This window comes from Pseudoflavonifractor phocaeensis, from assembly GCF_021531375.1.
Taxonomy (GTDB): Bacteria; Bacillota; Clostridia; order Oscillospirales; family Oscillospiraceae; genus Lawsonibacter; species Lawsonibacter phocaeensis_B.
On sequence record NZ_JADYTU010000003.1, the window covers coordinates 21,647 to 36,379 of the forward strand.

General features: G+C 62.5%; 11 protein-coding genes. 2 read left to right on the top strand and 9 right to left on the bottom strand.

Annotated elements, in window-relative coordinates:
* Window positions 1-69 precede the first annotated feature (69 nt).
* The 3 genes from I6E39_RS02310 to I6E39_RS02320 form a co-directional block, all read right to left on the bottom strand.
* Window positions 70-1,056, bottom strand: coding sequence for a helix-turn-helix transcriptional regulator (locus tag I6E39_RS02310; RefSeq protein WP_235379701.1), 987 nt, complete (start codon window positions 1,054-1,056; stop codon window positions 70-72).
* A gap of 99 nt (window positions 1,057-1,155) precedes the next feature.
* On the bottom strand, window positions 1,156-1,488 hold the full coding sequence (locus I6E39_RS02315; RefSeq protein ID WP_235379703.1) for an arsenate reductase family protein: 333 nt from the start codon (window positions 1,486-1,488) through the stop codon (window positions 1,156-1,158).
* The gene (locus I6E39_RS02320; protein WP_235379705.1) at window positions 1,488-1,703 is read right to left on the bottom strand and encodes a DUF1653 domain-containing protein; all 216 of its coding nucleotides are present in this window, start codon (window positions 1,701-1,703) and stop codon (window positions 1,488-1,490) included. The genes I6E39_RS02315 and I6E39_RS02320 overlap by 1 nt, the downstream gene beginning before the upstream one ends.
* 144 nt (window positions 1,704-1,847) lie before the next feature.
* Between I6E39_RS02320 and I6E39_RS02325 the strand changes: the two genes are divergently transcribed.
* Both I6E39_RS02325 and I6E39_RS02330 read left to right on the top strand, forming a co-directional pair.
* Window positions 1,848-4,211, top strand: a complete 2,364-nt coding sequence (locus tag I6E39_RS02325) for a sugar phosphate nucleotidyltransferase (protein ID WP_235379706.1) — start codon at window positions 1,848-1,850, stop codon at window positions 4,209-4,211.
* Window positions 4,212-4,583: 372 nt separating this feature from the next.
* On the top strand, window positions 4,584-6,242 hold the full coding sequence (locus tag I6E39_RS02330; protein ID WP_235379708.1) for a ribonuclease J: 1,659 nt from the start codon (window positions 4,584-4,586) through the stop codon (window positions 6,240-6,242).
* A 197-nt stretch (window positions 6,243-6,439) separates the two neighbouring features.
* Here the strand turns inward: I6E39_RS02330 and rpiB are convergent, their stop codons facing one another.
* The 6 genes from rpiB to I6E39_RS02360 form a co-directional block, all read right to left on the bottom strand.
* On the bottom strand, window positions 6,440-6,874 hold the full coding sequence (gene rpiB, locus I6E39_RS02335) for a ribose 5-phosphate isomerase B (protein WP_235379709.1): 435 nt from the start codon (window positions 6,872-6,874) through the stop codon (window positions 6,440-6,442).
* Between the two features lie 124 nt (window positions 6,875-6,998).
* On the bottom strand, window positions 6,999-7,808 hold the full coding sequence (locus tag I6E39_RS02340; RefSeq protein WP_235379710.1) for a glycosyltransferase family 8 protein: 810 nt from the start codon (window positions 7,806-7,808) through the stop codon (window positions 6,999-7,001).
* Between the two features lie 271 nt (window positions 7,809-8,079).
* A complete protein-coding gene (gene htpG / locus I6E39_RS02345; protein ID WP_235379712.1) occupies window positions 8,080-9,996 on the bottom strand; it encodes a molecular chaperone HtpG in 1,917 nt (638 codons plus the stop codon).
* 187 nt (window positions 9,997-10,183) lie between these two features.
* On the bottom strand, window positions 10,184-11,557 hold the full coding sequence (locus tag I6E39_RS02350; RefSeq protein WP_235379714.1) for a hypothetical protein: 1,374 nt from the start codon (window positions 11,555-11,557) through the stop codon (window positions 10,184-10,186).
* Window position 11,558: 1 nt separating this feature from the next.
* Window positions 11,559-12,524 (bottom strand): PstS family phosphate ABC transporter substrate-binding protein, encoded by a 966-nt coding sequence (locus I6E39_RS02355; protein WP_235379716.1) that lies wholly within the window; start codon window positions 12,522-12,524, stop codon window positions 11,559-11,561.
* Window positions 12,525-12,941: 417 nt separating this feature from the next.
* The gene (locus tag I6E39_RS02360; RefSeq protein ID WP_235379717.1) at window positions 12,942-14,471 is read right to left on the bottom strand and encodes a sodium/proline symporter; all 1,530 of its coding nucleotides are present in this window, start codon (window positions 14,469-14,471) and stop codon (window positions 12,942-12,944) included.
* Window positions 14,472-14,733: the final 262 nt, after the last annotated feature.

Consider the following 14,733-nt stretch of genomic DNA (forward strand, 5'->3'; position numbering starts at 1 on the left):
TCGCGTGTTGTAACCTATCATATCGTAACCGCCCCGAAATTGCAAGGAAAAGGACGCCCGGAGGGGCGGTCACGTCTCCCCCAGGCGGGCGGCGTCCAGCCTGCGGCGGTAATCCTCCACGGCGGACTGGGGGGCGGTGAGGGTCAGCCCTCCGTCCAGGCCGAAGAGCCAGCCGAAGAACTGGGGACTCACCACCACGGGCAGGGTGACGGTAAAGTGCTCTTTCCCGTCGGGCACCAGGATCACGTCCTGGCCGAAGCGGTCCCACACCACGCCGGCCATGTCCCGCCGGCCCCGGAGGGTCACGGTCATCTCCCGGCCCCGGTACATGCCAAAGTGCTTCTCCCCGTAAGAGGCCAGCTGAAAGTCGGGGTAACTGTCCCGGCCTTCCCGGTCCAGGGAGGTGACCACGATCTCGGTCATCTTATCCACCCGGTAGTGGCGCATCTCCCGGTGGGCGTGGTCAAAGGCCACCAGATAGTAGTTCTCGCTGCTCCAGATCAGGCCGTAGGGGGAGACGGTGTACCGCCGGCCCTCCCGACGAAAGACCTTCTGCCGGTGGATGTCGTAGTCGAAATACTTGAAGGTGATGGCCTTCTGACCGGACACGGCGGCGTGGAGCTTGTCCACGTTGTAGTAGATACTCTCGTTCATCAGCTTGATCCGGCCGCTGACATAGACCTGGCGCTGGAGCTGCCGGGCCTGGTGGACGCTGGCCAGCCCCTCCAGCTTGCGGATCAGGGCGTCGCTCTTCTTCTGGGTGATGAACCGGGAGGACTGGACGGCGTCCATGAGCAGCTTCAGCTCGGGGAGCTGAAAGTCCCGCTCCCCCACGAACCAGCCGGCGGACCGGCCCTTCCGGCACTGGATATCCAGCCCGAACTGGCGCAGGGACTCCAGGTCGTCGTAAATGCTTTTGCGCTCGGCTTTGATGTCGTATTTGGCCAGCTCCTGGATGAGCTGGGCCACGGTGATGGGGTGGTCCTCGTCGGTCTGGCGAAGGAGGATCCGATAGAGATGGAGCAGCTTGGTCTTCTGGTTGGAGCTTTTTGCCATATCGTCACTCCCTTTCCTGGAACTGTCTCCAGTGTAGCGGAGGAACTGTCCTATAAACAGGACTTTTGTTGAGATTCGGACCCAATTGACCGCCAGCGGTCACTGCCAGCTCTCCCACACCTCGGGGTGGTAGCCCACGGTGGCCTGCCGGCCGTTGCGGACGATGGGGGTGCGCAGCAGGGAGGGGTCTTCAAAGAGGTGGTCCAGCTTGGCCTGGTCGGAGGCCAGATAGGACAGCAGGGCCGCGTCGGGATGGGAGGGGTCCACCATGGCGTCCAGACCTACCGCGTTCTTTACGCTGGCCAGCTCCCCCCGGCTCATGCCGAATTTTTTCAGATCCACCGCCTGAAATTTGATCCGGCGCTCCTTAAACCACCGCTCCGCCTTTTTGGTGTCGAAGCACTTGCTTTTTCCAAAGATCTGGATGTTCATTACGTCTCTCCTATCCAGCGGAACCGGGGGCCGGAATAGCCGTCCCGCTCCACTCTCTCGTTCCACATGGCGGCGGGCCGGACCCACAGCCCGCGGTCTCCATACAGCGCCCGGTACACCACCATGGGTTCTCCGGTCTCGGAGTGGACGGCGGTGCCCAGCAGTTCATAGTCTTTCCCTTTGAAATGGCGGTAACGGCCCGGTCTGAGCTCCATGCCTTCGCCTCCTTCTTGTCGTTTGGCTGGAAAAAAGTATACCATGGTCCGGCTTTTGGGACAAGAGGTTCCGGGATGAAAGCCGGGGAAACAGCCATACTAACCGTCACAGACTACAACGGACGGAAGGACGGTTCAAAAGCGATGAAAGCTGTCATTATGGCCGGCGGAGAGGGCACCCGCCTGCGGCCCCTGTCCCTGGGCCGGCCCAAGCCCATGACCCCCTTACTGGGCCGCCCGGTGATGGAGCACATCATCTCCCTGCTGAAAAGGCACGGCGTCACCGACATCTGCGTCACCCTGTGCTACCAGCCCCAGGCGGTGACCGACTACTTCGGCAGCGGGGAGCGGCTGGGGGTCCGGCTGACCTATTTCGTGGAGGAGGAGCCTCTGGGCACCGCGGGCAGCGTGAAGAACTGCATGTCCCATCTGGGCCGGGAAGACTTTTTGGTCATCAGCGGGGACTGTGTCTGCGACCTGGATCTCAGCCGCCTGGCCGCCTTCCACCGGGAGAAGAAGGCGGCGGCTACGCTGGCCCTTTACTCCCACAGCGCTCCCCTGGAGTACGGCCTTGTGGTCACCGATCCCACGGGCAGGGTGGAGCGGTTTGTGGAGAAGCCCGCCTGGGGCCAGGTGGTCACCGACCGGATCAACACGGGGATCTATCTCCTCTCTCCCTCAGCCATGGACCGGGTGCCGGACCGGGGGAGCTTTGACTTCGGAAAGGACCTGTTCCCCGCGCTGCTCCGGGAGGGCGCCCCCCTGTACGGCTGTCCGCTGGAGGGCTACTGGTGCGACATGGGGGACTGCAGGGCCTATTTAAACTGTGTGTGCGACGCGCTGGACGGGACTATCAAGCTGGAGCCGGGACTCCCCCGGCGGGGGCCGGGGATCTGGTCCGCCGGGGCGCTGCCTCCGGGGGTGTTCCTGACGCCCCCCTGCTGGATCGGGCCGGGGGCGGTCATCGGGGCGGGAGCCAAGCTGGGTCCCTGGGCCGTGGTGGGCCGGGGAGCGGAGGTGGGGTCCAAGGCCGTCCTCCGGCGGTCGGTGCTGCTGGAGGGGGCCTCGGCAGGTCCGGGCGCCGCCCTGTCCGGCGCGATCTTGTGCCCGGGCGCCGCCGCCGGTCAGGGCGCGGTGCTGAAGGAAGGGGCGGTACTGGGGGAAAACGCCCTGGCGCAGGAGCGGGCCGTCCTGCTGGAGCGGGTCCGGCTGTGGCCGGGGCAGACCGCCCCAGCCGGGTGCCGCCTGGCCCGGTCCGTCACCAGCGGCAGTCAAAAGGGCACGCTCCGCTTTGGGGACGGAGGCGTGATCCGGGGGGTTCTGGGGGAAGATCTGGGGCCCGCGGCGCTGCGGGCGCGGGGCAGCGGCGTGGGGGCGGAGGGCCGGGTAGGGCTGGGCTGCTCCGCCACCCCGGGGGCCAAAATGCTGGCCCGGGCGGCGGCGGCAGGGGTGGCGGCCGCCGGCGGACAGACCTGGTTCCACGGCCTGGAGTGTCCCGTTCAGGGCGCCTGGGCCGCCCGGAAGGAGGAGCTTCCTGTCTCCTTGTTCGTGGAGCGGGAGGAGGGCGGCCCGGTCTATCTGCACTTTTTTGACCGCCAGGGGCTCCCGCTGGGCCGGGCCAGGGAGCGGAAGCTGGAGCACGCCCTCCTCCAGGGGGAGTTCCCCCGGGTCCGGGGAGACCGGGTGGGAGAGCTGGAGCAGCTCCGTCTGTCCGCTTTGCTCTGGGCCCAGTCGGTGGCCCGGGAGGCCGCCTTGGGCCGGAGCGTTCTGCGCCGCGTTACCGTGGCGGTGGGGAAGGACTCCCCCACGGACCGGGCCATCCGGGGCGCGCTGCTGGCCCTGGGCTGTCAGGTGGAGGACCGGTGGCGGCCCGGCATCCCCGCCTTTTCCGGCAGCCGGGGGGGCTTTCGCCTGTCCGCCCAGGACGAGCGGGGGGCGCTGCTGGACTCGGGCCAGCTGCTGGCCCTGGTGGCCCTCATTGAGATGGAAAACGGAAGCGGGACAGTGGCCGTCCCCTCCGGGGCCAGCGCCGCGGTGGATCTGGTGGCGGCGGGCTACGGCGGAACGGTGCTGCGGCTGGACCGGGACGGGGAGGAGGCCCGGGACCGCTACGCCGCGCTGCCCTGGCTGTGGTCGGCCCCCAGCGCCGCCGCCCGGATCTGCGCCCGGATGGGAACGTCGGGGCAAAAGCTGGAGACCCTGATGTCCAAAACGCCCCGCTTCAACATCTGGAAGCGGGAGGTCCCCCTGTCCTCGGACCGGGGACGGGTGATGCAGGCCCTGGCCCGGGAGCAGCCCCAGGCCGCCCAGGGAGAGGGCATCCGGGTCCGCACCGGCAGCGGCTGGGTGTATCTGGTTCCCCTGGCCCGGCGGCCCGCTCTGCGGGTGATGGCCGAGGGGCCGGATCTGGAGCTGGCCGCCGAGCTGTGCGACTTCTATGCCGACCGGGCGGCGGCCCTGGACCGGGAGGCCTGCCGACAATGTGTCCAAGACAAGGACAAAAAATAGTTCTTTTGTTCTCGGGAAACGCATAGTATACTTTTGCAGGAAAGTGTGTTATACTATGAACATCAAATCTTGATTTATGCGCGAAATGGGGCAGCGGAGAAGAACCTCCGCGCCCCCGCGTTTAAATATTGCCCGGGGACCAGAACCGTAACAACAGGCGGGGACGGCTCCGGAGCCACCAACCGGACAGGACCCAAACAAGGCGAAGAAGAGAGAGCTGCCCAACCGGCGAGGCAGGGCCGGGGCCGGACGCCTTCCTTCGTCTCATTGCTGTGCCAGGAGCATGGCTTTTTTGTCATGGGCCCTGCCGTACATCCCAAGAACAGCCCCGCGAAAGAGCGCGGCGTGACAACGTGAGATTAAGGAGTATTTATGGCAGAAAAATTGAAGATCATTTCCCTTGGCGGTCTCAACGAGATCGGCAAAAACCTGACGGTATACGAGTACGGCGGCGACATCGTGGTGGTGGACTGCGGCATGGGCTTCCCCGATGACGACATGTACGGCATCGACGTGGTCATCCCCGACGTCAGCTACCTCATCAAGAACCAGAACAAGATCCGGGGCATTTTCATCACCCACGGACACGAGGACCATATTGGCGCCCTGCCCTATGTCCTGCGGTCCATCAACGCCCCCATTTATGCCACCCGCATGAGCGCCGGCCTCATCAAGCTGAAGCTGGAGGAGCACCGCCTGCTGGATAAGACCAAGCTCATCACCTGCGAGGCGGGGGATGTGATCAAGGCGGGCAAGTTCTCCGTGGAGTTCATCCATGTGAACCACTCTATCGCCGACGCGGTGGCCTTTGCCATCAAGTGCCCGGTGGGCACCTGTGTCCACACCGGCGACTTCAAGATCGACTCCACCCCCATCCAGGGGGGCATGATGGACCTGGCCCGCCTGGGCGAGCTGGGCAAGGAGGGGGTGCTGGCCCTGCTGGCCGACTCCACCAACGTGGAGCGCCCGGGCTACACCCGCAGCGAGCGCAGCGTGGGCGCCTCCTTCGACGCCTTGTTCCGGGGCTGTGAGGAGCGGATCATCGTCACCACCTTCGCCTCCAACGTGGACCGCATCCAGCAGATCATCGACGTGGCCAACCGCTACGGCCGGAAGGTGGCCGTGACCGGCCGGTCCATGGAGAACGTGATGAAGGTGTCCACCGAGCTGGGCTATATGAACATCCCCGACGGGGTGCTCATGGATCTGAACCACATCAAGTCCCTGCCCAAGAACAAGGTCTGCATCATCACCACCGGCAGCCAGGGCGAGACCATGTCCGCCCTGACCCGGATGGCCTTCAATACCCACCGGCAGGTGGACCTGCTCCCCGGCGACCGGGTCATTATCTCCGCCAGCGCCATCCCGGGCAACGAGAACGCCATCGGCAACGTGGTCAACGAGCTGTACCGCAAGGGCGTGGAGGTCATGAACGAGCGGGATCTGGCCCTCCACGTCTCGGGCCACGCCTGCCAGGAGGAGCTGAAGATCGTCCACGCTCTGGTAAAGCCCAAATTCTTTATTCCCCTCCACGGCGAGCAGCGGATGCTCCAGATCCACGGAAAGCTGGCCCGGGGCATGGGCATGGAGCCCAACCAGATCCTCATCAGCGACATCGGCCGGGTCATGGAGTTCACCCCCAATTCTGCCAAGCTGGCGGGCACCGTCACCGCCGGCCAGGTCTTTGTGGACGGCTACGGCGTGGGCGACGTGGGCAGCGTGGTCCTGCGGGACCGGCGGCACCTGGCTCAGGACGGCATGATCGTGGTGGTCCTGTCCATGTCCGGGGAGGACGGCTCTCTGGTCTCCGGCCCGGATATCATCACCCGGGGTTTCGTCTATGTGAAGGAGTCCGAGGGCCTGCTGGAGGAGCTGCGGCAGGTGGCTCTGGAGGCCATCATGAGCGTGGACACCCGGTACGCCACCGACTGGTCCGCCATCAAGAGCGCCATCAAGGGCGATATGTCCAATTACCTCTACAAAAAGACCAAGCGCTCTCCCATGATCCTGCCGGTCATTATGGAGGTCTGAGGCGCTTGGTCTGGGGTCCCCGCCGAGAGGCGGGGCGCGCCCAGCAGGCGCGGCGGCCCGGGGAATTCAGTTTCCCGGGCCAAGACATAAAATCACAAGCGCTCTCCCATGATCCTGCCGGTGATTATGGAAGTCTGATCAAAATACAAAAACGTCCGTTTCCCGGATGGGAAACGGACATTTTTTGATGCTCTGCTTTATTTCTCCATGGCGGAGATCAGGTCCACCCGGCGCTGGTGGCGGCCACCCTCAAACTGGGTGGAGAGGAAGACGTCCACAATGCGCTCTGCCAGGTTGGGACCCACCATGCCGGCACCCATGGCCAGCATGTTGGCGTCGTTGTGGCGGCGGGTCATTTCAGCGGACAGGGAGTCGGCGCACAGGGCGCAACGGATGCCCTTTACCTTGTTGGCGGTAATGGAGATGCCGATGCCGGTGGTGCAGATGACGATGCCCTTTTCGCACTCGCCGGAAGCTACGGCCTCGGCGGCGGCTTTGCCGAAGATGGGGTAGTCACAGCTCTCGGCACTGTCGGTGCCAAAGTCTTTGCAGGTGATACCCTTGGCGGCCAGATAGGCCTTGATATGTTCCTTCAAATTATATCCGCCGTGGTCAGAAGCGATTGCAAGCATGATAAAAGCCTCCTAATAGTGATGACGATCTGCTCTGGCCGAAACGCTCCGGGCAGAGAGAATATTCTCTTCTATTGTAGATGGTTTCCTGCCGTTTGGCAAGAGGGGAGGCCAAGAAAAACGGTCAGATCGGCTTTGTCATTTGGGCGTAAAACTGGTAAAACCGGCCCAGCTGGCCCAAATAGCTCTCTTTCCAGGGCTTGTTGCGGCCGCAGTAGTGGATGATGCGGCTGTTTTCCTCCACCCAGGACAGGTCAAGCTCTCCGCGGGGGGAGAGCTTGGCAGCGGCAAAAAGCCGCTCGGTCATATTGTAGCGGTAGGGGTTCAGCCGCAGGATCTTGTCGCCGTAGAGGGCCGAGATCACGTCCTGGTCGGGGAGGAACAGGGTGCGGCGGTGGGCCTCCACATAGTCCAGCACCGGCTGGAGCTGCTGCTCCCGGCGCAGCAGGGGCAGATTCATCAGCAGGACCCCGGAGTTGATGTAGGGACCGGGGGCCTCCGATTGCAGGCGGACGGCATTGAGCCGCTCCAGACCCTTGGCCACATGGCTGGCGGCGGCAAACCAGCTGTCCCCCAGGTCCAGGGACCACAGGTCGTCCAGCGGGCCGTTGACTACCAGATCCGGGTCCAGATAGAGGACCCGGTCCAGCTCCGGAGGGAGATACCGGGCGGCAAAAATGCGGTCGTACATCTCCAGGGGATAGCGGTCAGTGGTGGGGGCGTCGGAGAGAAGGGAGTCCCCGGCGGGCAGGCTGACCAGCTCCAGCTCCGGCTCGCCCACCGCCTGCTCCAGGGCCCGGAGGTCCTCCGGCAGCAGGGAGCGGTGCAGGATGAAGACCCGCACCGGAACATGGCGGTGGTGGACGGCCAGGCTCTTCAGCATGACGGACAGGGGGCGGAGGTAATTGCGGTCAACGGTGACTAAAATATCCATAGCTGTGGCTCCTTGTGTGAGTCAGCAAATTTTGCAAAAAACAGAGGCGGCTGGACCGCCTCTGTTTTTTTGATGCGTTATACCATCAGGGAACAGACCAACTGGGTATACTCGGCGGGGTCTCTCCCACAAAAGCGGGTAGACCCGCTTTTGTGGGGGCCCGGATTTGATTTCTTGCGGGGCGAAAGTGAATTCCGCCCCGCGCCGCCGCACTCGCGGCGGTGTCGGCCCCCGCCGGATAAAAGCGTCAAAGGTCAGATAAAGGGATTCGTTACACCATCAGGGAGCAGACCAGCTGAGTATACTCGGCGGGGTCCTCCAGGGGCAGGCCGGCCAGCAGCAGGGCCTGGCCGTAGAGCAGCTTGGAGTACTTGGCCACGGTATCCTTGTCCTCGGTGTCCACCGCCTTCTTCAAAGCGGCGAAGGGAGCGGCGTCGGCGTTGAGTTCCAGCACCCGGTCGGCCTTCATGTGCTGGCCGCCCTCCAGCTTGTTCATATACTTCTCCATCTCCAGAGAGACGGGGCCATCGGTGGTGAGGCAGCAAGCTCCGGATTTCAGGATGGCGGAGACGCGCACTTCTTTGACCAGGTCGCCCAGGGCCTCCTTCACGGCCTCCAGGACGGGCTTGCCGGCCTCAGCCTTCTCCTCGGCGGCCTTCTTCTCCTCCTCAGTTTGGGGGAGGGCGTCCTCGTCGTTGACCGACTTGAACTGCTTGCCGTCGATCTCCATCAGGGCCTTCATGACAAAGTCATCCGCGTCCTCGGTGCAGTACAGAATTTCGTAGCCCTTGTCCAGGATGCGCTCCACCTGGGGCAGTTTGGCGATCTTGTCCGGGCTCTCGCCGCAGGCGTAGTAGTAATAGGGCTGGTCCTCGGGCATCCGGTCCTTGTAGGCGGCCAGAGTGGTGTAGCCGTTCTCCTTGGAGGACCAGAACAGCAGCAGGTCCTGGACCAGGTCCTTCTTGGCGCCGTAGTCGTTGACCACGCCGTACTTCAGCTGGGTGCCGAAGGCGGCCCAGAACTTCTCGTACTTCTCCCGGTCCTCCTTCTGCATCTTCAGCAGCTCGGACTTGATCTTCTTCTCCAGGGCGGTGGCGATGACCTTCAGCTGGCGGTCATGCTGGAGGATCTCACGGCTGATGTTCAGGGAGAAGTCGGGGGAGTCCACCACGCCCTTGACAAAGCGGAAGCAGTCGGGCAGCAGGTCGGCGCACTTGTCCATGATCATCACGCCGGAGGAATAGAGCTGCAGGCCTTTCTGATACTCACGGGTGTAAAAGTCATAGGGAGTCTGGGCAGGGATATAGAGCATGGCCTTGTAGGTCACCGCGCCCTCGGCGCTGGTGTGGATAACGGCCAGGGGGTCCTGCCAATCGCCGAACTTTTCCTTGTAGAAGGCGTTGTACTCCTCGGGCTTCACCTTGGACTTCTGCCGCTGCCACAGGGGGACCATGGAGTTGATGGTCTTCCACTCCTTGACGGTCTCCCACTCGGGCTTATAGTCGTCACCGGCGTCCTCGGGCTTGGGCTTCTGGCGGTAGTCCTCCACCTCCATGATAATGGGGTAGCGGATATAGTCGGAGTACTTTTTGATCAGCTCCTGTAATTTATAGGTCTCCAAATACTGGTCGTAATTCTCTTCGTCGGCGTTGGCCTTGATGTGCATGATAACATCGGTGCCGGGGGCGTCCTTCTCGCATTGGGTGACGGTGTAGCCGTCGGCCCCGTCGGACTGCCACATCCAGGCTTCGTCGCTGCCGAAGGCACGGGAGAGGACGGTGACATGGTCGGCCACCATGAAGGCGGAGTAGAAGCCCACACCGAACTGGCCGATGACGTCGATCTTGTCGGCGGCCTTGTCGTCCGCGCTGAGGTCGGCCTTGAACTGGCCGGACCCGCTCTTGGCGATGGTGCCCAGGTTGGCCTCCAGGTCCTCGCGGCTCATGCCGATGCCGTTGTCGGACACGGTGAGGGTACGCATCTCCTTGTCAGGGGTGATGGTGATCTTCAGGTCCTTGCGCTTCACGTCCACGTTTTCGTCGGTGAGGGACTTGTAGGCCAGTTTGTCCTCGGCGTCGCTGGCGTTGGAGATCAGCTCCCGGAGAAAGATCTCCTTGTGGGTGTAGATGGAGTTGACCATCAGGTCCAGCAGGCGCTTGGACTCGGCCTTAAATTGCTTCTTTGCCATGGTTGTGATTCCTCCGTATATAGAAAATTTTTTAAAAAACAAAATCGTTAGCACTCATTTATACTGAGTGCTAACGATATGATAGCGCGTCCCGGGGGAAAATGCAAGGGAGTTCATAAAATATTTACACTTTTGTGATGAGAGTGCCAGAGAGTTGGGGATTAGGCGTTATGGGGCTGCCTGCCACTCAGTCGCCCAGGTCTAAGTTCCGGTAGAAGATACACGCCCCGGCGTCCAGGTCCCAGCAGCCGAAGAAGGTCCGGTCATCCCGGACCGCCAGCAGGCCGTCCCGCAGCGTGCAGGAAAGCCAGGTGTTGCCGGAGGGATCGGGAAAGGTGTACAGCGGTTCCAAATCCGGGGTATAAAAGGTATAGCCGCTGTTATGACCGCGGACCAGGAGGTAAGGGCCGTACTCGGGCCGGGCGGGGTCGGTGACAAAACTGATCGTGCCGCATTCTGTCAGCAGCTCCCCGCTGGACAGCCGGAACAGCCAGCATTTGGACTGCTCTTCGCTGAAATCGCACAGGTAGGCAAAGGGCTCGCAGACCTCAAAGCTGAAGCTCTCACCCAAGCCGGGCACGGTCAGGGCATAGGATTCATCGCCATTGAAAAGGGTAACCTGATCGCCCTCCCGCCGGTCCTCCCAATAGCCTGTGGGCGGCCACTGCTGGCTGTTCCATTGCCCCAGACTTGTCTCCCAATCCGAACGGGACATCCAGACCACCTCCGTGGTCTCCGGGCTGAACACCCGGACCTGGTTGGCGGTCTGGACATTTCTGGTTTGGGTGCCGGTGCCCAGAAAGATGCCGGCTTCTGTCCACTGGAAGCCGTAGAGCCACATGATCTGCTCCACCACCGAGGGCAGTTCCTCCTCCGTCACCCCCAGAAACCCCCAGCTCCAGTCCTGCCGGGCACCGCTGACGGCGTCGATCCAGGTCACGCCCCCAGGGCCGTAGAGCAGTACTTCGTCCTCATGGGTGGTGTAACCCCAAAACTCAAAATCGGTGATCCAGCTCCCATCTTGGGCGGCCACGGCGTACCGGAGACCGTTGCAGAAATCATTCCACTCCTCCCGGGCCTGGGACAAGAGCAGGACGGGGAGGGCGGTGCTGTGTCCCTGCCAATAAAATTCCGCCTGTTCGGCGCTGAGATACACCGGGTCGGTGACGATCTTTCCCTCACGGGTCATCAGGCCGTACAAAGAGGTGGGCCAGGGGGAGTACCACACCTGCTCCTGGCCGCTGTCGTCCGTCCAGGTGTTAAAGCTGTAGGTCAGGGCCCCTGCGTAGGGAACCAGGGGGCCGTAGTCCTCCGAGGGGACCAGGACTCCGGTGTAGTCCGGATACCACCGTCCCCCGTCCGCGTCGGGCTGGAGGGCGGTCTTGTTCCCATCCAGCCTGGACCAGTCCATCTGGACATTGGGGCCGGTAGGAGCCTCAGGCAGAGAAAGGCTCCCGGCGGTCTGGGAGGAGCCGTTCTCGGTGGGCGCGGGGGAGGCCTGGGCGCACCCGGCCAGCAGAAGGACGGACAGAGTCAGCGCTGTCAGCTGTGTCCGATCCATATTATCCCTCCGTTTCCATGACGGGGACATAACCCTCCAAGGCGGCCAGCTTTTGGCCGTCGGGGCCCAGTACCCAGTCGTAAAGGATGCGGGTGGGGGTATCCTCCGCCTGGTCCTTGGCAATGGCCACGAAGTAGGGGTTCAGGAAGGGGTAGTCCCCCGCGCGGATGGCCTGGGCCGAGGGCTCCACCCCGTCGATGGACAGCACCTTCAGTCCCTTGGCCATCTCCATGTCGTTGGCGTAGTAGTAGACGGTGTAGCCTATGGCGGCGGGGGTGTTGTCATACTCCCGCACCGCCTCCAGCAGGCCCATCATGCTGTCGCTGGTCCACTCCTTGGGCGGCTCCATCAGATCCAGGCCATCCATGACCAGCTTTTCAAACATGGTCTGGCTGCCCGCCTCGGGGTTGCGCTGGAAGGGGATGATGTCCAGATCGTCGCCACCTACTTCTTTCCAGTTGGTGATCTCCCCGGTGTAGATCTTCTGGACCTGCTGGGTTGTCAGGTTGTCCACCGGGTTGTCCCGGTTGACCACAAAGACCAGGGCGTCGGTGGCGAAGGGGGTGAGCAGCCATCGGTTCCCCGCCTCCAGCTCGGCCAGCACCTCCGGGGCGGGCTCCGCCGCCAGCAGCAGGTCGGCGTCCCCCGCCATCAGATTCCGGTAGGACTGGGTGGTGCGGGAAAATTGGATCAGATCGGCCACCTTGTCCTGGTCCTCCCCCAGCAGCACGGCGCACATGGCCCGGGCCAGGGGAGCGGTGGAGGTGGAGCCGTCCAGCCGGGGCAGATTGTCCCGGGTGAAGACGAAGGGCTCGTCCTCCGGGGCAGACTGGGAGGCGGACACATCGGCGGAAGAACCGGCGGAATTGGCAGGCGGGTCGCCGCTGGGAGCCTTGGGGCCGCAGGCGGACAGGGCCAGAGTCAGCGCCAGGGCCAGAGCGGCCCCGAAGAAAAGGCGTTTCATCATGATATCCTCCTTACAAAATGTAGCTTATAATTTATTAGACGCAAAGCGGATGGATTTGTTTCCCATATTCCGGTACGACGTTATTGTATCGGGCCTTTGCGGAAAATTCATTACAAATATCCCGCAAAGAAAAGACGATTTCCTACAAAGCGGGAACAAAGCAGTAACAAAAACGGCCGGTTTCTTAAAATTTTATTAACATGCCAGACGAGATGGGGAGAATATCCGGGAGAAGGAGGGCGGGAGCGCGGACGCCCTGTTCCGGGAGAAGCTCCGCACCCAGCCCCTGAAAGAAGGCAAATTTTGATCGGTAGAAGCAGTGTTCCATGATCTGCACCGCTCCGCCCCCAAAATGGAACAGAGTGTCAAAAAGGAGAGGAGCCGCGGCGGCTCCTCTCCTTTGTCGTCTCAGAAATATTACTGGTTGCAGGTGTCGTACAGGTCGGTGACTTCCTTGCTGGGAGCGGGAGTGATCAGGGAGACCACCACAATGGCCACGCAGGCGCACAGGAAGGCGGGCAGCAGCTCGTAGATGGCGAACATACCGCCCAGCTTGGCGATGACGAACTTCCACACAAAGACCATCACGCCGCCCACCACCAGACCGGCCAGGATGCCCTGGCGGTTGCTGCGCTTCCAGAACAGGGCGAACAGCACGGCGGGGCCGAAGGTGGCGCCGAAGCCGGCCCAAGCGAAGGAGACGATCTTGAACACGCTGCTGCTGGGATCGGCGGCCAGGAAGACGGCCACGATGGCAATGCAGATGACGGTGAGCCGGGCCACCACCATGGTCTGCTTCTGGGTCAGCTTGATGCCGAACACGTCCTGGAGCAGATTTTCAGAGAAGGCGGAGGCGGCGGCCAGCAGCTGGGAGTCGGCGGTGGACATGGTGGCCGCCAGGATACCGGCCAGGATCAGACCGGCCACGATGGCGGGGAACACGCCGTAGCTGGACAGCAGGTTGGAGATCTGGACGATGACGGTCTCAGAGGCGCTGCCCTCCAGGACGGGGATGCGGCCGGCCTTGGACACGCTGTAGCCGATCATGCCGATGCACACGGCCACGGTCATGGAGATGACCACCCACACCGAGGCGATGCGGCGGGACAGCTTCAGTTCGTTTTCGTCCCGGATGGCCATGAACCGGACCAGAATGTGGGGCATGCCGAAGTAGCCCAGGCCCCAGGCCATCATGGAGGCGATGTTCAGGAAGGGGTAGGGCTTGGCGGCGTGAGCGGCGGCGTCATAGGTCTGGGTAAAGCTGAGATAGCCGGGCAGGGCCTTGGCGTTCTCCACCACCACGTCCAGGCCGCCGGCCTGGTAGATGCCGAAGCAGGTGATGACAACGAGGGCGCAGGTCATGATGATGGACTGGATCAGGTCCATGGTGGCCACGGCGCTGAAGCCGCCCACGGAGGTGTAGCTGATGATGACCACGGCGCCGATGATAACGGCCACCATGTAGTTCCAGCCGAACAGGCTGTTGAACAGCTTGCCGATGGCGGCCAGGCCGGAAGCCACATAGGGGATGAAGAAAATCAGGATGATGAGGGAAGCGATGCACATGATGACGGGCCGCTTCTCCTGATAGCGCTTGGAAATGAAGGCGGGGATGGTGATGGCGTCCAGCCGCACGCTGTACCGGCGGATGCGCTTGGCAACCAGCAGGAAGTTCAGGTAAGTACCCAGAGCCAGACCGATGGCGGTCCAGCTGGCGTCAGCCACGCCGGTGAGGTAGGCCACGCCGGGCAGGCCCATCAGCAGCCAGGAGGACATGTCGCTGGCCTCGGCGCTCATGGCGGTGACCAGGGGGCCGATGCCGCGGCCGCCCAGATAGAAGCCCTCGGCGCTCTTCTTGCTGCGGCGTCCGATCATGATGCCGGTGAAGATGACGAAACAGAGATAGAGGATGATAACAACGGTGATACAGATCTGTGCGCTTGTCATAAAAACTCTCCTTCTGACGGCACGGGCCGTCCCTTACACACACGGCCCCGTCCGCCGGAGCGGGACAGAACCAAGACCGCCGGCGGTCCAGGCGCGGCGGTTAGGAACATCATAACACAAAGGGAAGGAGAATAAAACAGAGAATAATGTACAGAATAAATTCTATACATTATTCTCTAAAAATTCGTATTACAACTGTGGCTCAATGGATATAAGCTGTACATTTTGTAAATAACATGTTTGTACATTTTTTACAAACTTG